Below are 24,756 nucleotides of genomic sequence, written 5' to 3' on the forward strand. Positions count from 1 at the left end.
AGTTACTCACCCATTTGCGATTGCAGGTAATTCTCAATGCCAACTTTATCGATCAGGCCCAACTGAGTTTCCAGCCAGTCGATATGTTCTTCTTCAGACTCGAGAATATCTTCGAGCATTTCGCGGCTGCCAAAGTCACCGACAACTTCGCAATGGGCGATAGCTGCTTTGAGGTCGGCGTGGCCGGTCTTCTCAATGCGCAGGTCGCACTCCAGCATTTCCTTGGTGTGCTCGCCGATGTGCAGCTTGCCCAGGTCCTGAACGTTTGGCAGGCCTTCAAGGAACAGAATGCGCTTGATCAGCTTGTCCGCATGTTTCATCTCGTCGATGGATTCGTGGTACTCGTGCGCACCCAACTTCTCCAGGCCCCAATCCTGATACATGCGTGCATGCAGGAAGTATTGATTGATTGCGACCAGTTCGTTGCCGAGAATTTTATTGAGGTGCTGAATAACTGAAATGTCGCCTTTCATGGCTGGGGCCTGCCTTATTTAACTGTATATAAGGCAGAGTTTGATCCGCAGGTTGCTGACTGTCAAACCTAAGTATTTGAATAATAAATGAAAATTAATCGGAATAAGAATGTTTGTGTTCCGCGTCTTGAGGCTAACCACTTGAATTTCGGGCATAAAAAAACCGAACGCTAAGTCCGGTTCTTTGGAATCTATTAATTAAGCGGCTGAAAATTCTGCCGGGAAACTCATTACGGCCTGGCTGGTTTGCAGCGAAGCCAGGGTTTCTCGAACCACTTGCTTGGCCAGGCAGGCACATTTACCGCATTGGCTTGCGACACCTGTTGCTTCGCGCACTTCACGATAGCTGCAGCAACCGTCGTAGATTGCGTCGCGAATTTTTCCATCGGTCACGCCAGTGCAAAGGCAAACGTACATAAATAAGAACCATCACTGGTTGGGATTCAATGACAGGATCTTAATGTTAACGAGAATGATTGTCAAAGTCCCTTGGGCCTCAATTGATGCCCGCCAGCGTCGTGCTGACGAACGGTCTTGAAGGGGCTGCTGCTCGATGTTGAAAAAGGGTTGAGGCCCGTCCAGACGCGGCGGTGTATGATGGACGGTCATTTTTACGCAGGAACGGGTCAAAAGACTGCTGTTACAGGGCCGTCATGACCAGATTCTGTTCTTCACGCAGCACACCAGGAGATATCCAATGAGCGTACTCGTAGGCAAACAAGCCCCTGACTTCACCGTCGCCGCCGTACTTGGCAATGGCGAAATCGTTGACAGCTTCTCGCTGTCCACTGCCATCAAAGGCAAATATGGCCTGGTGTTCTTCTACCCGCTGGACTTCACTTTCGTTTGCCCGTCCGAGCTGATTGCTCTGGATCACCGCATTCCTGAGTTCCAGGCGCGTAACGTTGAAGTGGTTGCTGTGTCCATCGACTCCCATTTCACTCACAACGCATGGCGCAACACTCCAGTGAACAATGGCGGCATCGGCCAGGTGAAATACACCATGGCTGCCGACATCAATCACGCTATCTGCAAGGCCTATGACGTTGAAACCGAAGGCGGCGTTGCACTGCGCGGCGCGTTCCTGATCGACGACAAGGGCGTTGTACGCTCCCAGATCGTTAACGACCTGCCACTGGGTCGTAACATGGACGAGCTGCTGCGTCTGGTTGACGCTCTGCAATTCCACGAAGAGCACGGCGAAGTTTGCCCTGCCAACTGGAAGAAAGGCGACAAAGGCATGACCGCATCGACTGCTGGTGTTGCAGCGTACCTGACCGAGAATGCTGACCAGTTGTAAGGGTCAGTTTGAGGCATAAAAAAACCGGACCCAGTGTCCGGTTTTTTTATGGGGCGTGGTAAGCCTCAGCGACAGGATCAGTCGTTGAAGTCTTTCCAGCCGCCCATTTGTTTCCAGCGGTTGACGATGCCACAGAACAGTTCAGCGGTTTTCTCGGTGTCATAACGAGCCGAGTGCGCTTCGCGTCCATCAAAATCGATGTCGGCGGTCTGACAGGCTTTGGCCAGTACCGTTTGGCCATAGGCCAGACCCGCGAGGGTCGCGGTGTCAAAACTCGAGAATGGGTGAAACGGATTGCGTTTCATGTCCAGACGCGCGACAGCGGCGTTGAGGAAGCCCAGGTCGAAGCTGCTGTTATGGCCCACCAGGATGGCGCGTTTGCAGCCATTGGCTTTCAGAGCCTTGCGTACGCCACGGAAGATATCGGTCAGGGCTGTTTCTTCACTAACGGCCATGCGCAGCGGATGATCGAGCTTGATCCCGGTAAATTCCAGAGCAGCGGCTTCGATGTTGGCGCCTTCAAACGGCTCTACACGGTGGAAATAGGTGTGTTCCGGGAACACAAAGCCTCTTTCGTCCATGCCGATCGTTACAGCGGCGATTTCCAGCAAGGCATCGGTGGCGCTGTTGAAACCACCGGTTTCAACATCGATTACGACCGGTAGATAGCCGCGAAAACGCTCGGCCATCGGGTGGCGTGATCCGCCGCCATGGCCGCCTTCGTGTTCGTCATCATAATGGTCGTCACTCACAGCTGTTCCTCCAGCAGGCGCCAGCGCAGTTTTTCACCGGCGCGCAGCGGGATTACGGTCAGCGCGCCGAAAGGCAGGCTGGTAGGGGCGGTCCACTCCTGGCGAACCAGGGTGATTTGTTCGGTGCTGGCAGGCAATCCGTAGAAGCGCGGGCCATTCAGGCTGGCAAAGGCTTCCAGTTTGTCCAGCGCATTACGCTGTTCAAAGGCTTCTGCGTACATCTCAATGGCCGCATAGGCGGTGTAGCAACCTGCGCAACCGCACGCAGCTTCTTTGGCGTGCTGGGCATGTGGCGCCGAGTCGGTGCCCAGGAAGAACTTCTCGCTGCCGCTGGTGGCCGCATCCAGCAGGGCTTCCTGGTGGGTGTTGCGCTTGAGGATCGGCAAGCAATAGAAGTGCGGGCGAATACCGCCAACCAGCATGTGATTGCGGTTGTAGAGCAGGTGATGAGCAGTAATGGTTGCGCCAACGTTGGCTGAAGCCTCGTTGACGAACTGCACTGCTTCTGCAGTGGTGATGTGCTCAAACACGACTTTAAGCGTCGGGAAGCGATCTACAACGCGGCGCATATGCTCGTCGATGAAGATTTTTTCGCGGTCAAAGACGTCCACGCCAGCGCGCGTGACTTCACCGTGGATCAGCAAAGGCATGCCAACTTCAGCCATGACTTCAAGAACCGGGAAGATCGCGTCGATGCTGGTCACGCCAGAGTCGGAGTTGGTCGTTGCCCCAGCCGGATACAGCTTGGCGGCATGGACGAATCCACTGGCCTTGGCCGTACGAATATCTTCCGGCTGTGTTCGATCGGTGAGGTACAGCACCATCAGCGGCTCGAAACGGCTACCGGCCGGGCGAGCAGCCAAAATGCGCTGGCGGTAGGCATCGGCTTCGGCAGCGTTACGCACCGGAGGTACCAGGTTGGGCATGATGATGGCGCGGCCAAAAGTGCGCGCAACATCCGCGACAGTGTGAGGCAACACAGCACCATCGCGAAGATGTATATGCCAGTCGTCGGGACGCAGCAGGGTCAGGCGGTCAGACATTGGGGATTCCAGGCGGGTCAAACTGATGTGAATGCTACCGGAAAAGACTCTATCAGGCACTCGCTATCAAGTTTTGTGATTGCTAACCGATATCTCATGCGTAAGCCGTATATCGGTTCTCGGTTTTTTTGCAGTGCAAGCCTTTGGAGCCACCCGTGCGCCAGCGTTATTTCATCCTGCTCAGTATGTTTGCCAGCCTGCCGGCCATGGCTCTGACTTTCCAGACGCGGCTGGAGAATATCGAGTGGAAAGTGGAAGGTGACAAATTCGAATGCCGCCTGATTCAGCCCATTACCGATTTCGGCTCAGGAGCGTTTGTACGTCGCGCAGGAGAACAGGCCGTTTTCCGCCTCAATGCCTCTAATTCGATGCTCGGCGAGGGTTCTGCAAAACTGTTGGCCGCCGCTGCACCGTGGCAACCGGGCAGAGGGGATATTGACCTGGGGTCGGTGCGCATAGGGCGTGGGCAGATACTGTTCAACAGTTCCCAAGCCCAGGCTGCAAGTTTGTTTCGCGGGCTGCTTGAAGGGCGTAGCCCGTTGCTCAGGCACTACTCCCGAGAGGGTAGCGTCTCGGAAGTGCGCCTGCTGCCGGCAAGGTTTCGCCAGGCTTATGGGGATTACGAGGCCTGTACGGCAAAGCTTTTACCCAAAAATTTCGAACAGGTCAGGCAAAGCCGGATTGGGTTTCCTGGTGGCGGTACCGAGCTGGACGCCACTGCCCGGATCAGCTTGCAAGTCATGGTGGAATACTTGAGAGCAGACCCAACGGTCAATCACGTCTCATTGGACGGCTATTCGGACAATTTGGGTAATCGCCTGACCAATCGTGAGCTGTCACGACGCCGGGCACTGGCTGTTATGGATTACTTCAAGGAACATGGTCTGCAGGAGTCGCAGATCACGGTTCGCTTCCATGGCGAGCAATACCCGCTGGTCCCTAATAGCAACCGAGCCAATCGTGCCAAAAACCGCCGGGTCAGTGTCCGTCTGGAGCGACTTCCCATGCCAGAAAAAGCTGCTCCGGCACAGGGTGTTACCAACCCTGCAGCGATTTCCTGAGGTAGCGGTCTCGTCGCCCCTTTGACATAAACTGTCGCTTTGTCGTCTTAAGCTGTCGCGCCTCTGTAAATTAATGGATATGGGCGGTAGACTGTTCGGCTTTTCGAACAACCCGTGGAGTGATGGCATGGCGGACGTAAACAAGGTCGTTTTGGCTTATTCGGGCGGCCTGGACACTTCGGTGATCCTGAAGTGGCTGCAGGATACTTATAACTGTGAAGTCGTAACCTTTACCGCTGACCTGGGTCAGGGCGAAGAGGTCGAACCTGCACGTGCCAAGGCGCAAGCCATGGGCGTTAAGGAAATCTACATTGATGACCTGCGTGAAGAGTTTGTTCGAGACTTCGTTTTCCCGATGTTCCGTGCCAACACCGTTTACGAAGGCGAGTACCTGCTGGGTACCTCAATCGCTCGTCCGCTGATTGCTAAACGCCTGATTGAAATCGCCAACGAAACTGGTGCAGATGCCATTTCGCACGGCGCAACGGGTAAAGGGAATGACCAGGTTCGTTTTGAACTGGGCGCCTATGCCTTGAAGCCAGGGGTGAAGGTTATTGCTCCTTGGCGTGAATGGGATTTGCTCTCCCGTGAAAAGCTGATGGATTACGCTGAAAAGCACAATATCCCGATCGAGCGTCATGGCAAGAAGAAGTCTCCTTACTCGATGGACGCCAACTTGCTGCATATCTCTTACGAGGGCGGCGTGCTGGAAGATACCTGGACCGAGCATGAAGAAGACATGTGGCGTTGGACCAAGTCGCCAGAAGACGCGCCTAACACGCCGACTTATCTGGAACTGACTTACCGCAACGGCGATATCGTTGCTCTTGACGGTGTTGAAATGACACCCGCCACCGTATTGGCAACGCTTAACCGTATCGGCGGAGAGAATGGTATCGGTCGTCTCGACATCGTTGAGAACCGTTACGTCGGCATGAAGTCCCGTGGTTGCTACGAAACCCCGGGTGGCACCATTATGTTGCGTGCTCACCGTGCCATTGAGTCGATTACTCTGGATCGTGAAGTGGCTCACCTCAAAGATGAGTTGATGCCTAAGTACGCCAGCCTGATCTACACCGGGTACTGGTGGAGCCCAGAGCGCATCATGCTGCAGCAAATGATTGATGCTTCTCAGGCCCACGTTAACGGTGTCGTTCGCCTCAAACTGTACAAAGGCAATGTGATCGTGACAGGTCGCAAGTCTGACGAGTCGTTGTTTGATGCAAACATTGCAACGTTTGAAGAAGATGGCGGAGCCTACAATCAGGCCGACGCAGCCGGCTTCATCAAGTTGAATGCCTTGCGCATGCGAATTGCGGCAAACAAAGGCCGTAAGTTGTTCTGATACGACCCGAATTAAAAAAGCCCCGGCCATTTGGTCGGGGCTTTTTTTTGCTTGGAATTCAGTAGTTTATCGAAAGAGAGGGCGGGTTTACGATGTTGAGTATATGCGTGTCAGTGTTGTAGGTGATGACGGTAGATTGAGGCGTAAATAGTAGGTTTTTAGAGAGGGCAATAGAGCGCTTTAGCGTCTCTGGCGGAATGTCGGACTGCCTGTTTGTTAATAAAAAAAGCAGGTCATTTTTAGACGTGTTGTTTTTGTGCTTGTGTGGCGTTTTGCAATGCGTATGGAGTGCCTCCAGGATGTTCGATGTGTTGTTTAGTCGTTGCAGGGGTGGATGGCTAAGGTTTAACAAATGAATATTTTTAAATGCGGAGCTCTCTATGAGCACGTACTTAGGTAGCGGTCGATTTGCAGATGTGTTGTTTGTCCAGTTGGACGCTGTTGGTGTGGAATCGTAGGTTCTGTGGCCTTGTGGAAGAAAAGTAAAAGCAGGTGGGCTGAAAGAGTGAAAGCTCGTGCCGGGGTGATGATGTCGTGAACAGGCCAGTGCCGGAACTTTCGTGCTCTTGAATGTTAGCGTTTGTCCTGCATAGGCGGCAGGGGTATACGTTGTCGTTTTGGGGTGGCTGTCAGCCTTGGATAAGTCGGAGGGCGTGTAAAGTGTTTTGTTGTTGAAGTTCAAGGTCAGGAAAAATAGCGTAACTAGAAGCGTTGGGAATACAACAAGGAACCAGATGTATATATTCTGATGCTCAATATCTATATAGGGCAATGAAACGGCAGCGGAAGCCTCGGTCAACATCGAGAAAATGGCGATCACTGTGAGTGGGTTGTTGATTTTTAAATTATTTTTAATCATGAGGAAGGCCATAGTTATGTAGTTTAAAAGTGTTGGGCTAGTGAAGGATAGCTAGTGCGCGATTGCGCGGTGGACTGAAGGGCGAAGAATCTTGATTTTTATGGCAGGGTTGCTTTGAAGTTAGACGCATTTTTTTGAAATCGCAAATGGGATGTAAGTGTTACTCGTCATGTTAATGGGTGGGGCTTTTGGTTTTGTTGGTTGCTTGAATATTGTGTAGGCGTTTTGGTGTTATCTGTGGTGAGTTCTATAGGAGTGGTTAAGGCTGGGGAGTAGGGCGCTGTAAGTTTTTTATGAGTGGCTCGAGTGTGGCTGGAGGTGCGGTGTTTTAAGTTGTTTGTTGGTGGGTTTTTTTATCATTTTTTATGTTCTTGTTCGGTCGCTTGTTTTTTGAATTGACTTGGTGTGAGTCTTTTTTTTTGATATGTTTTAATTTGGGGTGTTTTCTGATTGATCTGTAGTCCTATTCTGTAAGTACAAAATTGTAATATTTTTCTCTGGAAAAATAGTAGATTTAAGTCTCGCTGGATGTTGAGAGGTTTGGGGCTGAGGTTTTGTTGATTTTTGATTGGCCTGTGTGGTGATTTCCGAACAGAGGGGATACTCTGTAATTAAGTTATTGTTGTGCTGAGGTATTTATATATCAAGGAGGGTTTTGTAGGGAGTCAGTATTTATTTTGGGTTTTTGTTTGTTTTAAGGGTTTTCTGCTAATTGTGAGAAGGTGCGCCAGTGATCATGGGGCTTGTGTTTTAAATATTAAAGTGGTCTTGCAGTAGTGATTTTTGCATGTGAGGCTATTTGCGTTAGCGTGAAATATAGGCTTAGTTTTAATGGGCTATTTCTGTAGGGTGATTCTTCAATATCTGTAGGAAGTGTCTTTGGTTGTTGATGCTTGGGGGGGACACTATGCCCAGGTTGTTATGACTAGGCTATTGTGCTGGTTCTAAAAATTCGAACAGCGATAAATTGGAATTGCCCATGAATAAAGTGCTGATCGTGGATGATCATCCTGTAATTCGTCTGGCTGTGCGTATGCTCATGGAACGACATGGCTATGAAGTCATCGCAGAGACGGACAATGGAGTGGATGCTTTACAGCTTGCGCGTGAGTACGCGCCTGACATTGTGATTTTGGATATAGGAATACCTAAACTTGACGGGCTTGAAGTTATAGCTCGGTTGTCTACGCCTGCAGTGCCTATTAAGGTGTTGGTGCTAACCTCACAAGCGCCAGGTCACTTCTCCATGCGCTGCATGCAGGCCGGTGCAGCAGGTTATGTGTGCAAACAGCAGGATTTAACCGAACTGTTGAGTGCAATCAAGGCTGTGCTGTCAGGCTATAGCTACTTCCCTAATCAGGCGCTGCACTCTGTGCGATCAAGTCTGGGGAATGCCAGTGAGGCTGATATGGTCAATCGGCTTTCAGGGCGCGAGATGATGGTTCTACAGCAGTTAGCAAGGGGGAAAAGTAACAAGGAAATCGCAGATGGGATGTTTCTGAGTAATAAAACGGTAAGTACCTACAAAACGCGCCTTTTATTGAAGCTCAATGCTCGCTCACTCGTTGATTTGATCGAGCTTGCACAGCGCAATGGTCTGGTATGAGGGAGGGGGGGTGAGGGTGTGATCCCCCCACCAGCCTCTGAATAAAAGCCTCCGCTAAAGGAGGCTTTTGAGGGTTTTGTGCAAGGGATTAGAGATCGTACCCATAATCTTCGAGCTCTTTTCTGAGCCGTTTTTCTTCTAGAAGCGCGTCAATAGTACGACGTTTAGCCAAATTGGTTTTAGCCACCTCGACAACAGGCTCCACGATCTCTTCCGGATCGGCGATTGCAAAATCTTCTTCTACTTCCAGTTCTTCTTTGCCAGTGCTCATTCAGTTCACTCCAGGCTAAGACAGTCAATGGCGCCCCTTATAGCGATAATCACTGCGCGGGTAAAAAAGATTTTCTCAATCGATCAGTCCATAAAATCTCTATCGGTCAATCATCAGAGGTTTTTTCCTTGAATTCGCACAGGTCTTCTATGCGACAGCTTCCACAACGAGGCTTGCGCGCCTGGCAGACGTAGCGCCCATGCAGGATGAGCCAGTGATGGGCGTCCAGCAGATACGGTTTGGGTACGTGCTTCATCAGGTTCTTTTCTACTTCCACCACATTCTTGCCTGGCGCAATTGCGGTTCGGTTGCTGACCCTGAAAATATGGGTGTCTACAGCCATTGTCAGCTGTCTGAAGGCTGTGTTGAGAACGACATTTGCAGTTTTGCGGCCTACACCAGGAAGCGCCTCAAGCTCTTCTCGCGTCTGCGGAACCTGACTGCCATGACGTTCAATCAATAAACGGCAGGTTTCAATCACGTTTTTGGCCTTGCTGTTATACAAGCCAATGGTCTTGATGTACTGCGACAGCCCATCTACTCCCAGAGCGTAGATGGCTTCTGGTGTATTGGCGACTGGAAACAATTTGGCCATTGCCTTGTTGACGCTTACGTCAGTGGCTTGAGCGGACAAAATTACCGCAATCAACAGCTCAAACGGAGATGAGTAGGCCAGCTCTGTTTTGGGCTCAGGGTTGTCTTCGTGAAACCGGCGAAATATTTCAAGGCGCTTTGCGGCATTCATGGGTAAAAACGTTTCCTGAGTAGCTGTCCGTTAAACGAAGGTTGGCTTGCCTGATGATCAAAGACCCTTCAAATATTGGCGGGGTCCAGCGCGTTAAGTACCAATTCTGCCTGTGTGACAGCCTCAGTCAAAAGCGTTAATTGAGCGTTGGGCTGCTCTTGGTTAATGGCTTTTTTAAGCTCGGCGCGACGCATGGCAAGTTGGATTTTTGCGCGTTTGAGCTCTGCGTTGTTTGGCGCGGGTGCAGCGATAGAAACCTCAGGGCCAGATTCCAGTTGAGCCAAAACCTGCTCTGCTGATTCAAACTGCTTTTGCAGGATCACCAGTTGAGATTGTTGCTGTGCGGTTGGAGGATGGCCAAACGCTTTGAGCGATTTGTTTAATTGCGCACGCGCCATGGCGAGTGTGACTTTGGCCTTTTTAAGCGCAGCGTCGTTGAGGTTGGGCTGTTCTGCTGTCTGGCTCTCAAGACGAGTGCCGCTGTCAGTGGCTGCCGGAGCTCGTTGGGCGCGCGCGAGGCGTTCAGCTAGTCGATGCTGCTCTTCTCGTCGCAGCCGCTCGTCACGCAGCTCGTAGCGACGCCGGGCATGGTCACGCTTGTGGTTGCGCGCGTTGTACTGCTCTGCTTCGTGAGCGAGCCCACCGACAATCGGGATTACATTGGCAGGTAGAGGTCGCATCTCAATGCAGTCGACAGGGCAGGGGGCGACGCAGAGGTCGCAACCGGTGCACTCATCGACGATGACAGTGTGCATGAGCTTGGCTGCGCCGAGAATGGCATCGACCGGGCAAGCCTGTATGCATTTGGTGCAGCCGATGCATTCGGCTTCACGGATATAGGCCACTTGTGGCGGCGCCGTTCCGCGCTCGGTATCCAGTGCCAGTACGGGAATATTGAGTAAGGTGGCAAGTGCTGCAATGGTTTCAGCGCCACCGGGCGGGCACTTGTTGATTGCTTCGCCTTGGGCGATGCCTTGCGCATAGGGTTTGCAGCCTGGATGGCCGCATTTTCCGCATTGAGTTTGCGGTAATAAAGCGTCAATTCGTTGAATCAGGCTCATGGTGTGATCAGTCCAGGTACGGCGGGTCGCATCTGGGGCGACGCTCAACATGCGCAAAGATAAATAAAGGCGTGGCGGTCAAGCGCACATGCAAGATCGGTCGGGTCCAGCAAATGCTGCTGATTATCCGGCATGTCGGGAAGGGCGGCCAGCGTCTGGCGACCTGCCGGCCACCAGACGTTGCAAAGGGACGGTGTTATTTGATGCGTTGACCTGGCTTGGCGCCGCTGTCCGGGCTCAGCAGGTAAATTTCTTCACCACCAGGGCCAGCAGCCATCACCATGCCTTCAGACATGCCGAAGCGCATTTTACGTGGCTTCAGGTTGGCAATCATCATGGTCAGGCGGCCTTCAAGTTCAGCCGGGTTCGGGTAAGCGCTTTTGATCCCGGAAAACACGTTGCGTTGCTCGTCGCCGATATCCAGCGTCAAGCGCAGCAGCTTATCGGCACCTTCAACAGCTTCTGCCTTGAGGATCAGCGCAACACGCAAGTCGACTGCGGCGAAGGTGTCGAACTCGATCTCTGCAGCCAGCGGTTCCTTGACCAGCTCGCCGTTACCTTGCGGTGCGGCGCTGCCGGTGTCGGTCTGGCTGGCAGCCAGGTCTTCTTTCGAGGCGTCGGTCATGGCTTGAACCTTGACCGGGTCGATACGGGTCATCAGTGGCTTGAAGGCGTTCAGCTGATGATTGACCAACAACACGTTGTGATCGTTCCAGGTCAAGGGTTCGACATTCAGGAATGCCTCAGCGTCGGTTGCGAGTACTGGCAGCACCGGTTTGAGGAAGATCACCAGTTGGCGGAACAGGTTGATGCCCAAAGCGCAGACGGCCTGAACTTCAGCTTGCTTGCCTTCGACCTTGGCCATTGCCCAAGGCGCCTTGTCAGCGATCCAGGCGTTGGCGCGGTCGGCCAGCCCCATGATTTCACGCATGGCACGCGCAAAGTCGCGGGCCTCATAGGCCTCGGCAATGCTTGGCGCGGCGGCCAGGAATGCCTCGGTCAGCTCGGGAGCGGCATTGCCCTCGACCATTACTCCGGCGTTACCCTTGTGGATAAAGCCCGCGCAACGGCTGGCGATGTTGACCACTTTACCGACCAGATCCGAGTTGACCTTCTGTACGAAGTCTTCCAGGTTCAGGTCCAGGTCATCCACGCCGCGACCGAGCTTGGAGGCGTAGTAGTAGCGCAGGTATTCCGGTGCCAGGTGATCCAGATATGTGCGGGCCTTGATAAAGGTGCCGCGCGATTTGGACATTTTCTGGCCGTTGACGGTCAGGTAGCCGTGAACGTTGATGGCGGTAGGCTTGCGATAGCCTGCACCTTCGAGCATGGCTGGCCAGAACAGGGCGTGGAAGTTGACGATGTCCTTGCCGATAAAGTGGTACAGCTCGGCGGTGGAGTCCTTGGCCCAGTACGCGTCGAAGTCCAGTTCAGGACGGCGTGCGCAGAGGTTCTTGAAGCTGGCCATGTAGCCGATAGGTGCATCCAGCCAGACGTAGAAGTACTTGCCTGGTGCGTCCGGGATCTCGAAGCCGAAGTACGGCGCATCACGGGAGATATCCCACTGTTGCAGGCCGGCATCCAGCCATTCGGCGATCTTGTTGGCTACTGCATCTTGCAGGGCGCCGCTGCGGGTCCAGCTTTTGAGCATGGCGTCGAAGTCGGGCAACTTGAAGAAGAAATGTTCGGAATCCTTGAGCACCGGAGTGGCGCCTGAGATTGCCGACTTCGGGTTCTTCAGGTCAGTAGGTGCGTAGGTGGCACCGCATTTTTCGCAGTTGTCGCCGTACTGATCTTCAGTGCCGCATTTAGGGCAGGTGCCCTTGATGAAGCGATCGGCCAGGAACATTTTCTTTTCCGGGTCGAAGTACTGGGTGATCGAACGGGTGGCGATATGCCCAGCTTCGCGCAGCTTTATGTAAATCGCACTCGACAGCTCACGGTTTTCTTCGGCGTGGGTCGAATGAAAGTTATCAAAATCGACGAGGAACTCGGCAAAGTCGGCGCTGTGTTCAGCCTGGACATTGGCGATCAGTTGTTCGGGGGTGATGCCTTCTTTCTCGGCGCGCAACATGATGGCCGAGCCGTGGGCGTCGTCTGCGCAGACATAGGTGCATTGATTGCCGCGCAGCTTCTGGAAGCGCACCCACATATCGGTCTGGATGTACTCAAGCATATGGCCAAGGTGAATTGAACCATTGGCATAGGGCAGGGCGCTGGTGACGAGGATCTTGCGTGGCTCGGACATGGGGCTCGGCTACTTGATGAGACGGTGGTCGGCCACTATAAAGCGCCGAGCAATATATTTCACCCTGTGGTCGCGTATCTGATCGTTTGTGCTGTTTTTGATCATTTCAAAAGCCTGCTGCCTGCGGTTTATTACAGGTAGGATAGCGGCCTGTTTTACTCAGTCTTTACGGGAGTTGCCCATGAGCGCAGTCAATCGCGCAGCGGTGGAGGCCGTCCTCCGCCAGTACACCGACCCTTATTTGAATCAGGATCCGGTGAGTGCCGGATGCATCCGCAATATTGAAATTCAGGGCGAACGCGTCAGTGTTCAGCTCGAGTTGGGCTATGCCGCCGGCTTGTTCAAAAGCGGGTGGGCGCAAATTCTGCAAATGGCCATCGAGAATATGGATGGCGTGACCTCGGCCAAGGTTGAAGTCAATTGCGTGATTGCTGCGCACAAGGCCCAGGCGCAAATCCCGGGTCTGGCCAATGTGAAGAACATCGTTGCCGTAGCTTCTGGCAAGGGAGGGGTGGGTAAATCCACTACTGCAGCCAACCTGGCACTGGCGCTGGCTCGTGAAGGTGCGCGGGTCGGGATTCTGGATGCAGATATCTATGGTCCGAGCCAGGGCGTGATGTTTGGCATCGCTGAAGGCACCCGGCCGAAGATTCGCGATCAAAAGTGGTTTGTGCCCATTGAAGCCCATGGCGTTGAAGTCATGTCGATGGCGTTTCTGACCGACGACAATACGCCGATGGTCTGGCGCGGTCCGATGGTGTCGGGTGCGCTGCTGCAGCTAGTGACGCAAACGGCCTGGAACGACCTTGATTACCTGGTTATTGATATGCCGCCGGGTACCGGTGATATCCAGTTGACCCTGGCACAGAAAGTCCCGGTAACGGGATCGGTGATTGTGACCACTCCGCAGGATTTGGCCTTGCTGGACGCGCGCAAGGGTGTCGAGATGTTCCGCAAGGTGAACATTCCGGTGCTGGGCGTAGTGGAGAATATGGCGGTACACATTTGCTCGAACTGTGGTCATGCAGAGCATCTGTTTGGCGAGGGCGGTGGCGAGAAGCTGGCGACTCAATATGGCGTTGAGGTACTGGCCTCGCTGCCGTTGTCGATGGAAATCCGCGAGCAGGCCGATAACGGTAAGCCAACGGCGATTGCCGACCCAGATAGCCCGATTGCACTGATCTATCAGGAATTGGCCCGTCAGGTGGGCGCACGTATTGTTTTGCATGAAGCTGCTTCGCAGGCCATGCCGACCATTACCACCAGCGACGACTGATTCTTGCTTGATACGGGTTTGCCTGATGCATCGAGGTGATGCTATCGCAGGCAAGCCCGGCTCCCACTGGAATTGCCATACCCATGACAGCGGGTATTGGTGGGGGCGGGTTATTGCGGGCATAAAAAAACCCCGCTTTTAAGGGCGGGGTTTTTTACTGGATCAGAACAAGTTAGATAACTTGAACTTCCTCAGCTTGCATGCCTTTCTGACCGCGGGTAGCGATGAAAGAAACCTGTTGGCCTTCTTTCAGGCTTTTGAAGCCGTCGGATTGGATTGCTTTGAAGTGAACAAACAGGTCGTCACCGGATTGTGGAGTGATGAAGCCGAAGCCTTTTTCATCGTTGAACCACTTAACGGTACCAGTTTGGCGATTAGACATGGTGTAACTCCTTGAACAAAGATAACTGCGACGCAGGAAAAGCCCTGGCCGAGACTGAGTGCAAAGAGCAGGAAAAATTCTTGGAGATGGTTGGATCGAAATTCAACATATCGTGTAGAGATTCTCAGTGACACAAGCAACACAGTGGCGCCACCTTAACGCTTTTTTACGAACGTGCAAAGGGTCTTTGCGAAGGATTGTTTAAAAACGTGACTGACGGTTGCCTCTGCGCCCTGTATTCACGGCATCTACAGCTATTTTTGATATTTTTGTCCCATACTTTTGAACCGGACCCTAGGGGGCGGTAAGATGCCCGACAGAATTTTCTACCTCGCTATTCAGGACACCCGCCATGAGCATCAAACCGGACAAGTGGATTCGCCGCATGGCGCAAGAGCACGGCATGATCGAACCTTTCGTCGAGCGTCAGGTGCGTGAAGAAGGCGAAAACCGCCTGATTTCCTACGGCGTATCGAGTTACGGCTACGACGTTCGTTGCGCAAATGAATTCAAAGTGTTCACCAATATCAATTCGGCGACCGTTGATCCGAAGAACTTCGACGCGGGCAGCTTTGTTGATGTCATCAGCGACGTGTGCATCATTCCGCCCAACTCCTTCGCGCTGGCGCGCACCGTTGAGTACTTCCGTATTCCACGTAACGTGCTGACCATCTGCCTGGGTAAAAGCACCTACGCACGTTGCGGCATCATCGTTAACGTGACGCCGCTTGAGCCCGAGTGGGAAGGCCATGTAACGCTGGAGTTCTCCAACACCACGACATTGCCAGCCAAGATTTACGCCAACGAAGGCGTGGCGCAGATGCTGTTCTTCGAATCGGATGAAGAATGTGAAGTGTCGTACAAGGACCGTGGCGGCAAGTATCAGGGCCAGCGCGGCGTGACTTTGCCACGCACCTGACGAACAGAAGGAATTCTTGAGCGATAAAGCACTCTATTGAGTGTATTTCCGGTTACGCATCCAGCGAGCCGGATCATCGCTCAGGAGTGCCTCATGAAGATTGATCCGAGTATCCGCGCCCAAATGGCAAGCCTTGAGCCTAATCAGGTAGGGTTACTGGCGTGGTCTCTGCTCGCCTTTCCCGAGTTACATGCAGGTGGCATCCCCGGCCAGCCTGACCCTGATACCCCGCAACCGATCGAACCGGAGCCAGGCGTGCCCACACTGCCTGACGAGCCACCACCTGCCCCGATTGCCTGAACCTGTATTGCCTCAAGGAGAGAGTAGATAACCACTGCGATAAGCTTCTTGGCCCGCCACGTGGGCAATCACCATGCCTGCGGTGGCCATTCGCTGAAGCGTGCGGGCGTAGAGCAATCCAGCGTTGGTGCAGTACACCGGGGTGAGTCGGTCGCTGATCGGGTCAATGACCTCTGCAATCAGTTGGCCAGCGTTGAGGTAGTCCCCAGGTTTGGCACTGAACACCAGTAACCCGCCAACAGGGGTCGCTACTGGCTCTACGCCAGCCAGGGGCGTCGCGGGGTAGAGCAGGGCAGGCAAAGGGCTGGACTCACCGTCAATCGCGCCAAAATCGATCAGGTAGTCAATCAGCGCCTGACAGTCGTGCTCGGCATGCTTGTGGCTGACGTCGGCCAGACCACGCAATTCCAACGTGACGGAAAAACCACCTTGCGGAATGGCGAAACAATGCTCGAAACGTTGTTGTAATTTCCACCACAGCAGGGTGAAACACTCATCGAACGACAGACCGCCGGAGTCCGTCGCCAGCAGGCTGGCTTGGGCTCCGAGGTAGCGCGCCAGCGGTTCGACCTGCTGCCAGGCCTCGGGGGTGGTGTACAGATGAGCCACAGCCTCATAGTCGCAATGCAGATCGAGCACCACATCAGCGTCGCAGGCCAGCGTTTGCAATATCAGGCGTTGCGAATGCAGCTGTGTTGTTGGCACTTGCGCGGCCAACACCTCGCGTAAGTGGCGACGAATCAACTGCAGATTGTGCGCGGGATCGTTGTTTAACTTTCCTTCAAGCTCATCACCGATTTGCTCACTGAGATCCAGGAAGTTTCGATTGAAATTTTGCCCGCTTTGCAGCTCATAACGGCCCAGCGGGATATCCATCAGCACCTGGTCCAGGCCCGCCGGATTGGCCACCGGTACCAGCACTATTTCACTCCGTAGTCGCCCCGCCGCTTCCAGTTCGGCCAGGCGCTGCTTGATGTGCCAGGCCACCAGCATGCCCGGCAGCTCATCAGCATGCAGCGAGGCCTGAATATAGACCTTGCCCTGCGGCAGGGAAGGTCCGTAGTGAAAGCTGTGAATATGCCGTTCAGTACCCGGCACAGGCGCCAGCAAGGGGTGAATTTGATGTCGCTGCATGGTGACGTCCTTGTGAGCCGGGTGGGACAGCGCTTGCCAGCCATTTGTGCAGTAAAGGTCAGTTACTTTCCGGGCACCAGGGTCAGGCGGGTCTTGCCGTAGGCTTTGTCGAAGTTCTGCGGCTGCATCGGGAAGCTGATGTACTGCCCTTTGAGCCACGGGTCTATGCCGTCGGTGTAGTGCGGGCTGGCCGGGTTGCTGGATTGCCCGGTGCTGTTTTGCCCCATCATCGGTTCGATTTGCCCGAAGTCGACGATCATGCGCATTGCCGGAATCAGCGTAGCGTCGAAGCTTGAGCCCGCGATGTTGTAAGCCGCGGTGTTCAGCGTGGTGTGATCGCCGCCTGCCATGACCGGGCCGTAAACCGTCTGGCCATTGGCATTACTCCACACGTAGCGATGTAACTTGCCCCACTGCCACGCCCTGTGGTCGCTGCCCAGCAACGTGTCGCCGGTGCTGATGGCGCCAGCCAGGCTGCGGGCCAGAATGGCTGGTTTGTCTTCTTTTTGCGGGGTGCGGATGTCGTCCCAGAAGGGGCTGTCCTCGCGGCCGAGCAAGTGGTCTGCCAGAGCCGAGTACGACAGATTGCTGTTGGCGACAAATGCCTTCCAGCTGGCGCTGCTCTCGGGGCCCAGTTCATCAAGGAAGATTTGCCGGGTACTTTCCTGCAAAAACAGTTCGTACAAAGCTGCATCGGCCGAGGTAGGGCTGAGTTTTCCGTCGAAAGCGATCAATCGGCCAAGAGCTTCGCGGGCTTTCGCCTGCTCGGCTGCGGGCATTGCCGCGATCGCCTGTTTGAGTGGTTGCGCCATGCCGGGTGCGGCCAGCATGGTTTTCAGCTTGGCCGCAAACAGGGTGGTTTGGTCGTACTGCATCGCGATCATGCTGCGTGCATCCTGCTTGCCGCTGCCTGCCAACTGCGCAAGGCGCTCGCCGCGTTCAGGCGCTAGCCACGAGTTGGACAGTTGCATGCCGTAGCCATAGGCGGCCGTGCGCTGGTTGGCCGTGCCCAGCCAGCCTTGGGCCGGGTCCTGATCGTAGGGGTGCAGCATCGGGTCGGCGTAACCCTCCCAGTCGTAGCGGCTGTCCCAGCCCGGGGACGGGAACAGGCCAAGGCCTTCGCGGCGATTGGGGTAGAGCCCGGTCACTTGCCAGCCAATGTGATTGGCGTCGGCGTACATTAAATTCAGCGCTACAGCGCGGATTTCGCGACTGGCGTCCGAGGCTTTTTCGCTGTCCTGGGCGCGGGACAGGTCGAAAAATGCATCAAGCGACTTGTCGCCCTTCAAGTCCGGTGTTTGCAGGGCAATGCCAAGGCTGCTGTTCAGCGCATTGGGGCTGCCTACGGCGCTATTGAGCAGCGGCCCGTGGCGGGTTTCGTAAATGGCCTCGCGAATCGGGCGCTGGCCTTTGACGAAGAAGGTTTCGTTGCGCACCGTTGCCGGTAGCCATTTTCCGTCAGCCAAGTAGTACAGACTGTTGCCTTGGCGTTTGAGTTTTTCCAGGAACACGTCCTGGTTGTCGCCCATGGCCATGCTCATGCCCCATGCCACCTTGCCGTTGAAACCGGCAAACAGGGTCGGCAAGCCTGCGATGGTTGCCCCCGCAGCCTGGTATTTAGGCGCGCGAATTTGTACGTAAGTCCATGCCGAAGGTACGCCGATGGGCTGGTGGATATCGTTGGCCAGCAGGCTTTTGCCACTGCGGCTGCGCTGCGGGCCAATTGCCCAGTCACTCGATGCTGTGACCCCGGGCAGGCTCAGTTGTGTCACCTGTTCAAGGGCTTGGGCCACTGCATTCAAACCTTGCAGCTGGCTACCCAGGGCCAGGCCTTTGAGCTTGTCGGCTTCGCCGGTGGGCAGGGCTTCGTTGGGATAGGTCGGTGTCAGCCACGCCAGTTTTTCAGTACCGGCTTTTTGTGCCAGTACCAGCGAGTTGAGTTCTTCTTGCAGATTGACCGACATCCCGAAGTTCAGCAGGCTGAAAATCAGCGCCGAGTCTTCAGGTTTCCAGTATTCGACTGTATAGCTGGCTTGCGCGAGATCAGCCGGGAGCTTGTCGCGGTAGCGGAACAGGTAGGCGTTGACCCCACGGGCGTAGACCTCGAAAAACTTTTTAAGGCGCGGGGACGAACTTTTATACAGTTCGTCAGCGTTCTTTTTCAGATTGATGCTGCGCATCAACCGGTCGCTTTCCAATGCATCGGCACCGTTCAACTCGGCCAGCCTGCCTTGTGCCAGCAAGCGCAAGCGCACCATCTGGCTGATACGGTCGCCGGCGTGTACGTAACCCAAGGTGAACAGGGCGTCATGAAAACTGCTGCTTTCGATCAGCGGCATACCCTGGCTGTTGCGGCGCACCGAGACATTTTGCGCCAGCCCTTTGAGCGGTTGCATGCCAGAGGTTGGCACCAGGCTTTCAACGGAATGAGTGTTTATCTGGCAACCGGTCAAGCCCAACAGGCTGGCCACTGCCGCGGCAACGCCGAACCGGGGTAGAAAATGAGTAAGGGCTGGCGAGGCCATGGCAAAGCTCCTGCGGGGGTGGTGTCATCGAAAGCCGCTACGTTAGTGAGGCCGATGACACCGTGCAAGCGCTATCTTGGGGTGTTGAAGTGCCTTGCCGTGCGCGAAAACTGTAGCCGCTGCCCAATGCTGCGATAAGGTCCTAAGGGCCTTCACATCACAGAGCCGCTCCGCGGCCCATCGCAGCCTGCGGCAGCGGCTACACACAGCCTGATTTGGTTACTTGGGCGGGTTGATTTTATCTACCAGCGCGTAGGCACGTTCTGTTGCTGGGCGCGCCTTGACGCGGTGGAACCACACCTTCAATGCCGGGAAGTCATCCAGGTTCTGGCCCTGGAATTCATGGGGCACGATCCACGGGTAAATCGCCATATCGGCGATGCTGTACTCGGCTCCAGCGACAAATTCCCGGCCTTCCAGCTGTTTGTTCAAAACGCGATACAGGCGGGCGGTTTCATCGGTGTAGCGTTTGATCGCATAAGGGATTTTTTCAGGCGCGAAGCGATTGAAGTGATGATTTTGCCCGGCCATTGGCCCCAGGCCGCCCATCTGCCAGAACAACCACTGCAGTGCCATTTGCCGACCGCGCAGATCCTGGGGCAAAAACTGCCCGGTTTTTTCCGCGAGGTATAACAGGATGGCGCCGGATTCAAACAGCGACAGCGGTTCGCCGCCATCTGCCGGTGCCTGATCGACAATGGCCGGAATACGATTGTTCGGGGCAATCTTGAGAAAATCCGCAGCAAACTGTTCGTTTTTGCCGATATTGATCGGGTGAACCTTGTAGGGCAGGCCAGCTTCTTCAAGAAACAATGAGACTTTGTGGCCGTTGGGCGTGGTCCAGTAATAAAGATCGATCATGAAGGGCTCCAGAAGGGGATTTTCGCGCAGCTACATGGGCTGTCAGTTTTACTCCCAAAAGCGCGTCGGATGAAAGCAAGTGCTGGCTTCTGAAGCGGATTTTTCATAAAGCAAAAACACAAACGCCGCACGTGCTCAAGGCAGGTGCGGCGTGTGCAGGGCTTCCGGAAGGATCAGGCGCCGTGGCACTTCTTGAATTTTTTGCTGCTGCCGCATGGGCATGGATCGTTGCGGCCAACGTCTTTCAGCTCGTTGCGCACAGGCTCTTGAGGTGCATGGCCGCAATGCGGGCCATGTACATGACCGTTGTCGTGGTCATGGGTGTGACCATGATCATGATCGTGGTTGCAGTCGGGGCCATGAACGTGGGGTTGTTGGGTCATTGCTCAATCACTCTGGAATAAAATCGCCGGGGATTATCTCGCCTTTACGCGTCAGGTGCACGTCGTAACCGTAGAACAGGCCGGTTTCCAGCGTGCCCTCGAATCGATAGGGGATGGGCCGGTCAGGTGATTCCAGCAATTTGACCAGCGGGCGCACCTGTGGCCAAAGATTGGTACGCACAGGGATCACGAGATCTGCGTGGCTGTTGGGCTCCACGCTGAACCACTTTTCATGCTCGCCTTCAGTCAGTTTTATCGTGCCCAGGTACACGGTGTAGCTCAAGCTGCGCACCGTGAGGGTCGAGTCATTCGGGTTGTCTACCCGCAAATGCAGCTTGAAGCGTTGCTCCAGCAGCTTGGCCTGAACCAGTTCAACCTTCACCAGGTGCACGTCAGGGTCTTTGTTGCCTGAATCGAACCAGGAGCTGCATCCCGGCAGCATCAGGATCATCGCCAGGGCAATTGTTTTTGTTATTCGAGCCCGAGATTCCATTCCTTACTCCTGAGAGAACGTGCCCCTGATCAGTCTATTGACCGAAAAAGCCGGCACAGCATTTTTTGAATTTTAGGCCACTGGAGCATGGGCAGGCATCGTTGCGCCCGACCTTGAGCGGTACGGTGGGGTCGATGAAGAACCAGCGCCCTGAACTTTGTACAAATGACGAGCGCTCGCGATGGCTGTGTTCACCGTTGGCGTCGTGCCAGCGCGCAGTGAAGGTCACAAACCCATGCTCAGGCTGACCGCCGAACACTTCGCTGTTTTCAACGGTCAACCCCAGCCAGGTGCTCTGCGCGCTCCAGTCGGCAATAGCCTGGAGATCCAGCCCGGCTTGCTGCACAGGCAATGTGGTGCTGACCAGATAATCAATCAGCCCCAACACATAGGCGCTGTAACGCGAGCGCATCAGCGTTTCTGCGCTTGGGGCCGGGTGCCCGTCGTGATAATGCCCACAGCAGGCGTCCAGCAAATTGCCGCTGCCACAGGGGCAAATGGATGTACTCATCGGGTTACCACCAATACTTGCCGAAGTTTTCCGGGTTGGCCCAAAACCTGGCATTGAGCCAGTCTGGTACTTGTTTGTACTCGCGTAGGTCGTAAGTAAATAGGGTCAGTACTTGTTCGTCACGCTGAAAACGCTCATTGCTTTGTAGGGCAAGAGAGAAGAAGTCGGTTTCTTTCCAATCGCAGGCTGCCAGGTCTGCTAGTACGGCGATGCGACTGGCATTCAGGTTGCGAATTCCGCCCAGCAGTTCCAGCCCTGTGCGCTTTGGCAGGTGTTCCAGGCAATCGATCACCAGTGCCAGGTCAAAGCGTTGTGCCGCCAGGTCCTGTGGCAAGGCGCCGGGGGCTGCTTGGGCGACCAGTGCCTCGGGGTGCGCGGCCTGAAAGGCGGCCAGTGCCGGGAAGTTGCTGGCGCCGACGACCAGCAGGCGTTGTGGCGCATAGCGATCAAGCAGTGCTGCCAGCGCTTGTTGGGGCGTACGCGTGGAAATATCGAGCGTCATTGAAAATCCTCAATCAGAGTGCCCAAGACTAGCCTGTGCGGGCCTCGCGGCCTAGACCCGTACTGTCACGATGCTGGCGCTTCCTTCAACCCGGGTCTTTACTTTCGGAGCATCGGCCAAACGCCGACCCCTCAGGAGAGACCCTAATATGAGCATCATCAGGACAGCAGTACCTTTGATTGTTCTCACCAGTGTGTTGACGGGCTGTGCCGGTTTACAAAAAACCGACTGGCCTACCTGTGCCGCAGTCGGTGGTGTAGGAGGAGCGGCGTTGGGCGCAATAAAAAGCTCCGCCTGGGCCGGGGGTGGCGCCGTGTTTGGTGCGGGTATGGCCGCAGCGTATTGCTGGGTACACGGCGACGGCGATGCGGACGGTGATGGCGTCCCTGACAGCCGCGACAAGTGCCCTGACACGCCTAAAGGGGTGACAGTCGATGCCGCGGGCTGCCCGATAGTGGCAGTGGTTGTGGTTGAAACCGTGGTGGTTAAGGAGGAAACCATCGTGGTGCGTGACGTTCATTTCGAATTTAACTCCGCCAAACTGACCGCTGCCGACAAGGACAAACTGAATGTCATTGCCGCACGTCTGAAAAAAGACGCTGCCAATGCTCAGCTTAAAGTCACGGGTTATACCGACAGCGTCGGTAGCGACAGCTATAACCTGAAACTGTCCAAAGAGCGCGCCCACTCGGTGGTCGAGTACTTGATCGACAGTGGCATCCCGCGCAGCCAGTTTGTCTCCGTGGCCGGTGCGGGCGAGTCGAACCCGATTGCCAGCAACCACACCCCGGAGGGTCGTGCCCAAAATAGACGGACCGAGATTCAGATCATTCGTTAAAAAGGCACTGGGTGACAAGGTTCGCCGCAAGCTTGATCGGTAAGGTCAAACCCGCGGCGAATCTTTTTGTAAAGGTATCTGGCGTCGTGCTCCTGCAAGCCGTTAATGTGCGTCCAAAGAAAAATGCGAAGGCGGATATATGAAGGTGCTTTGGGGGCTGGGGAAGGCATTGACGCTGATGTTTTGGGGGCTGGTACTGATCAATCTGTTCAAGCCCTTGATCAACCCGTTCGATTTATTGATTAACCTCGTCGGTAGCCTGTTGCTGCTGGTTCATGTGCTTGAGGTACTGCTGTTCAAAAGCCGCCTGCAGGGTCGCCCGCATCCCTGGCGTGATCGCCTGCTGATGCTTGTGTTTGGTTTTTTCCATGCTCATATCCTTCCAACCTCCTGCGAACGAGACGCCAGCCATGCGTAAGTTGTGTTTGTTGGCCGCCTTGTGCAGCCCTTTTGCCCACGCTGATGTAGTACTGGTTGCAGCCAACTCGCTGATGCGCCTGCCCGCTAATGCCAGTGTGTTGCACCTGGAAAAACTGGATGTAGCTGACTACGGCACGTTGCTGATTCCGGCCGGAGTTACCCAGGTCAATATCGACCAGCTGCAGTTGGGCCGTGAAGCACGTATCACCCTGGTGCCGTCCGAGCGCGCAATCGAGTTGCGCGTGGCTCACGCGCAATTGGGCGAAGGCAGCCAAATCAATGCCCGTGGCGCTCCCGGGACCTTCGAAAAACCTGCTCGGCCAGCGCGTGATCTGAGCTTGCGCATTGAGTCGCTGCAAGCACCGCAACTGTCCATCGATGCCCGTGGCGGTACGGGCGCGCCGGGTTTTGTCGGACTTGATGGTGGTAACGGTGATGAGCCGGGTTGCACTTGGGGTTCGGCGGGTTCCGGAGCCGATGGCGACAACGGTGGCAATGGTCATCCGGGTGCGGCTGGGGGACAGGTACGAGTCGAACTGCCTCGCGACTACCCGGCCGAGCAGGTTAGCGTGCGGGTAGACGGTGGTGCGGGCGGTAAACCCGGTGAGGCAGGGCGCCCGGGCGCAGGCGGAAAATCCAAAGGCTGTATTGTCTACAGCACCGATGGCGGTAAATCGGGTCGCGCAGGCCTGGTCGGGCAACCGGGTGACGTCGGTACAGCCGGCGCGGTGACTATTCAGCGGTTGTAACCCGTGCCGTACGCAAAAAATGTGTAGCAGCTGCCGAAGGAACGAGGCTGCGTTCGAGCGCGAAGCGGTCGTAAACCCTGAGAGTCGGGTTTAACTGATATAGCGCAATTTCTGATTTTGCGACTGCTTCGCAGCCGGACGCAGCCTCGTTCCTTCGGCAGCTGCTACAAGTTGTTATTCTTAAAACCCCGGCCGTGCCGCGGCAATCGTCACCAACACCAGCCCCACAATCAGGTTGCACCCCACCAGGCGCCGAATCCGGCCCATCACCGCAGCTCCTTCAGCCCACGCCTGAGCTTCGACGGCTTTGCGCAATTCAGGCAGTTGCAGTGACTGAATGCGGATAAACAAGGCCACCATCACGATGTACAACCCCATCATGATTTGCACATAGCGCGGGGCCGTTTCAAAACCGTTAAAGCGCATCTGCAACAGGCCCACACCGCTTATCGGCAAAATCACCACCGCGATCCATACCCAGACAAAAAAACGTTGAAACACTTCAACCCACAGCTTTAACCGCGCAGGGCCTTCAAGGGCCGTGATAGCCGCTGGGCGCAGGATCATCCAGGCGAAAAACATGCCGCCCACCCAGATCAAGGCGGCCAATACATGCAGGCTGTAGGTGAGAGCAAAGGCAGTCATGGGGGTACTCCGTTCGGCGCGGGATGAATTAGCGGGGTATGATAGCGGCCATTC

General features: G+C 55.0%; 28 protein-coding genes. 10 read left to right on the forward strand and 18 right to left on the reverse strand.

Annotated features, from left to right (window positions below; translation table 11 throughout):
- Positions 1 to 2: 2 nt before the first annotated feature.
- Both bfr and U5A05_RS05405 read right to left on the reverse strand, forming a co-directional pair.
- Complete coding sequence (bfr, locus tag U5A05_RS05400; protein WP_016779692.1) at positions 3 to 473, reverse strand: bacterioferritin; 471 nt, start codon at positions 471 to 473, stop codon at positions 3 to 5.
- A gap of 198 nt (positions 474 to 671) precedes the next feature.
- The gene (locus U5A05_RS05405) at positions 672 to 890 is read right to left on the reverse strand and encodes a bacterioferritin-associated ferredoxin (protein WP_019823547.1); all 219 of its coding nucleotides are present in this window, start codon (positions 888 to 890) and stop codon (positions 672 to 674) included.
- A gap of 280 nt (positions 891 to 1,170) precedes the next feature.
- On the opposite strand from U5A05_RS05405, the gene U5A05_RS05410 reads away from it, so the two are divergent.
- Positions 1,171 to 1,773, forward strand: a complete 603-nt coding sequence (locus U5A05_RS05410; RefSeq protein WP_003443181.1) for a peroxiredoxin — start codon at positions 1,171 to 1,173, stop codon at positions 1,771 to 1,773.
- A 77-nt stretch (positions 1,774 to 1,850) separates the two neighbouring features.
- On the opposite strand, the gene rnt is transcribed toward U5A05_RS05410, so the two are convergent.
- Positions 1,851 to 2,525, reverse strand: a complete 675-nt coding sequence (gene rnt / locus U5A05_RS05415; RefSeq protein ID WP_019823542.1) for a ribonuclease T — start codon at positions 2,523 to 2,525, stop codon at positions 1,851 to 1,853.
- Complete coding sequence (gene pyrC, locus U5A05_RS05420) at positions 2,522 to 3,568, reverse strand: dihydroorotase (protein WP_261741134.1); 1,047 nt, start codon at positions 3,566 to 3,568, stop codon at positions 2,522 to 2,524. Before pyrC ends, rnt begins: the two co-directional genes overlap by 4 nt.
- A 155-nt stretch (positions 3,569 to 3,723) precedes the next feature.
- On the opposite strand from pyrC, the gene U5A05_RS05425 reads away from it, so the two are divergent.
- On the forward strand, positions 3,724 to 4,629 hold the full coding sequence (locus U5A05_RS05425; RefSeq protein ID WP_321835902.1) for a flagellar protein MotY: 906 nt from the start codon (positions 3,724 to 3,726) through the stop codon (positions 4,627 to 4,629).
- Positions 4,630 to 4,756: 127 nt separating this feature from the next.
- Positions 4,757 to 5,974: an argininosuccinate synthase gene (locus tag U5A05_RS05430; protein ID WP_133075884.1), complete on the forward strand. Its 1,218-nt coding sequence runs from the start codon at positions 4,757 to 4,759 to the stop codon at positions 5,972 to 5,974.
- Between the two features lie 58 nt (positions 5,975 to 6,032).
- On the opposite strand, the gene U5A05_RS05435 is transcribed toward U5A05_RS05430, so the two are convergent.
- Positions 6,033 to 6,833, reverse strand: a complete 801-nt coding sequence (locus tag U5A05_RS05435) for a hypothetical protein (RefSeq protein WP_321835903.1) — start codon at positions 6,831 to 6,833, stop codon at positions 6,033 to 6,035.
- Positions 6,834 to 7,812: 979 nt separating this feature from the next.
- Between U5A05_RS05435 and U5A05_RS05440 the strand changes: the two genes are divergently transcribed.
- The gene (locus U5A05_RS05440) at positions 7,813 to 8,439 is read left to right on the forward strand and encodes a response regulator transcription factor (protein ID WP_029611271.1); all 627 of its coding nucleotides are present in this window, start codon (positions 7,813 to 7,815) and stop codon (positions 8,437 to 8,439) included.
- An 88-nt stretch (positions 8,440 to 8,527) separates the two neighbouring features.
- On the opposite strand, the gene U5A05_RS05445 is transcribed toward U5A05_RS05440, so the two are convergent.
- The 4 genes from U5A05_RS05445 to metG form a co-directional block, all read right to left on the reverse strand.
- Entirely contained in the window at positions 8,528 to 8,710 is a 183-nt protein-coding gene (locus U5A05_RS05445; RefSeq protein WP_321835904.1) for a PA3496 family putative envelope integrity protein, read from the reverse strand.
- Between the two features lie 106 nt (positions 8,711 to 8,816).
- Positions 8,817 to 9,455 (reverse strand): endonuclease III, encoded by a 639-nt coding sequence (gene nth, locus U5A05_RS05450; protein WP_261741138.1) that lies wholly within the window; start codon positions 9,453 to 9,455, stop codon positions 8,817 to 8,819.
- Positions 9,456 to 9,523: 68 nt separating this feature from the next.
- Entirely contained in the window at positions 9,524 to 10,516 is a 993-nt protein-coding gene (gene rsxB, locus U5A05_RS05455; protein WP_321835905.1) for an electron transport complex subunit RsxB, read from the reverse strand.
- 196 nt (positions 10,517 to 10,712) lie between these two features.
- Entirely contained in the window at positions 10,713 to 12,764 is a 2,052-nt protein-coding gene (gene metG, locus U5A05_RS05460; protein ID WP_261741140.1) for a methionine--tRNA ligase, read from the reverse strand.
- Positions 12,765 to 12,945: 181 nt separating this feature from the next.
- Here metG and apbC point away from each other — a divergent pair, with 181 nt between their 5' ends.
- A complete protein-coding gene (gene apbC / locus U5A05_RS05465) occupies positions 12,946 to 14,040 on the forward strand; it encodes an iron-sulfur cluster carrier protein ApbC (protein WP_261741141.1) in 1,095 nt (364 codons plus the stop codon).
- A gap of 172 nt (positions 14,041 to 14,212) precedes the next feature.
- On the opposite strand, the gene U5A05_RS05470 is transcribed toward apbC, so the two are convergent.
- Positions 14,213 to 14,422: a cold-shock protein gene (locus U5A05_RS05470; protein WP_002554837.1), complete on the reverse strand. Its 210-nt coding sequence runs from the start codon at positions 14,420 to 14,422 to the stop codon at positions 14,213 to 14,215.
- Between the two features lie 352 nt (positions 14,423 to 14,774).
- Between U5A05_RS05470 and dcd the strand changes: the two genes are divergently transcribed.
- Positions 14,775 to 15,341, forward strand: a complete 567-nt coding sequence (gene dcd / locus U5A05_RS05475; RefSeq protein ID WP_048359020.1) for a dCTP deaminase — start codon at positions 14,775 to 14,777, stop codon at positions 15,339 to 15,341.
- A 93-nt stretch (positions 15,342 to 15,434) separates the two neighbouring features.
- Positions 15,435 to 15,641 carry a hypothetical protein gene (locus U5A05_RS05480; protein WP_261741142.1) on the forward strand — a complete coding sequence of 69 codons (207 nt, stop codon included), beginning with the start codon at positions 15,435 to 15,437 and terminating at the stop codon, positions 15,639 to 15,641.
- A gap of 12 nt (positions 15,642 to 15,653) precedes the next feature.
- On the opposite strand, the gene U5A05_RS05485 is transcribed toward U5A05_RS05480, so the two are convergent.
- The 7 genes from U5A05_RS05485 to U5A05_RS05515 form a co-directional block, all read right to left on the reverse strand.
- On the reverse strand, positions 15,654 to 16,775 hold the full coding sequence (locus U5A05_RS05485; RefSeq protein WP_321835906.1) for a succinylglutamate desuccinylase/aspartoacylase family protein: 1,122 nt from the start codon (positions 16,773 to 16,775) through the stop codon (positions 15,654 to 15,656).
- Positions 16,776 to 16,837: 62 nt separating this feature from the next.
- Entirely contained in the window at positions 16,838 to 19,300 is a 2,463-nt protein-coding gene (locus U5A05_RS05490) for a penicillin acylase family protein (protein WP_321835907.1), read from the reverse strand.
- Positions 19,301 to 19,519: 219 nt separating this feature from the next.
- A complete protein-coding gene (locus U5A05_RS05495) occupies positions 19,520 to 20,161 on the reverse strand; it encodes a glutathione S-transferase N-terminal domain-containing protein (protein ID WP_261741145.1) in 642 nt (213 codons plus the stop codon).
- A gap of 173 nt (positions 20,162 to 20,334) precedes the next feature.
- On the reverse strand, positions 20,335 to 20,544 hold the full coding sequence (locus U5A05_RS05500) for an SEC-C metal-binding domain-containing protein (protein ID WP_019823514.1): 210 nt from the start codon (positions 20,542 to 20,544) through the stop codon (positions 20,335 to 20,337).
- 7 nt (positions 20,545 to 20,551) lie between these two features.
- Positions 20,552 to 21,037: an LEA/WHy family protein gene (locus U5A05_RS05505; RefSeq protein ID WP_321835908.1), complete on the reverse strand. Its 486-nt coding sequence runs from the start codon at positions 21,035 to 21,037 to the stop codon at positions 20,552 to 20,554.
- A gap of 34 nt (positions 21,038 to 21,071) precedes the next feature.
- Positions 21,072 to 21,548 (reverse strand): YchJ family protein, encoded by a 477-nt coding sequence (locus U5A05_RS05510; protein ID WP_261741147.1) that lies wholly within the window; start codon positions 21,546 to 21,548, stop codon positions 21,072 to 21,074.
- Positions 21,549 to 21,552: 4 nt separating this feature from the next.
- Positions 21,553 to 22,050 carry a DUF6231 family protein gene (locus U5A05_RS05515; RefSeq protein WP_261741148.1) on the reverse strand — a complete coding sequence of 166 codons (498 nt, stop codon included), beginning with the start codon at positions 22,048 to 22,050 and terminating at the stop codon, positions 21,553 to 21,555.
- A gap of 148 nt (positions 22,051 to 22,198) precedes the next feature.
- Between U5A05_RS05515 and U5A05_RS05520 the strand changes: the two genes are divergently transcribed.
- The 3 genes from U5A05_RS05520 to U5A05_RS05530 all read left to right on the forward strand — a co-directional run bounded on the left by U5A05_RS05520 (position 22,199) and on the right by U5A05_RS05530 (position 24,057).
- Positions 22,199 to 22,888: a PA1041 family peptidoglycan-binding anchor lipoprotein gene (locus U5A05_RS05520; protein WP_321835909.1), complete on the forward strand. Its 690-nt coding sequence runs from the start codon at positions 22,199 to 22,201 to the stop codon at positions 22,886 to 22,888.
- Positions 22,889 to 23,027: 139 nt separating this feature from the next.
- Positions 23,028 to 23,306, forward strand: a complete 279-nt coding sequence (locus U5A05_RS05525; protein ID WP_261741150.1) for a DUF1145 domain-containing protein — start codon at positions 23,028 to 23,030, stop codon at positions 23,304 to 23,306.
- Complete coding sequence (locus tag U5A05_RS05530; RefSeq protein ID WP_261741151.1) at positions 23,299 to 24,057, forward strand: collagen-like protein; 759 nt, start codon at positions 23,299 to 23,301, stop codon at positions 24,055 to 24,057. Before U5A05_RS05525 ends, U5A05_RS05530 begins: the two co-directional genes overlap by 8 nt.
- Before the next feature lie 180 nt (positions 24,058 to 24,237).
- Here U5A05_RS05530 and U5A05_RS05535 read toward each other — a convergent pair whose 3' ends face one another.
- Positions 24,238 to 24,702 (reverse strand): CopD family protein, encoded by a 465-nt coding sequence (locus U5A05_RS05535; RefSeq protein ID WP_321835910.1) that lies wholly within the window; start codon positions 24,700 to 24,702, stop codon positions 24,238 to 24,240.
- Positions 24,703 to 24,756: the final 54 nt, after the last annotated feature.

It is taken from the genome of Pseudomonas kulmbachensis, from assembly GCF_963681935.1.
Classification (GTDB): Bacteria; Pseudomonadota; Gammaproteobacteria; order Pseudomonadales; family Pseudomonadaceae; genus Aquipseudomonas; species Aquipseudomonas kulmbachensis.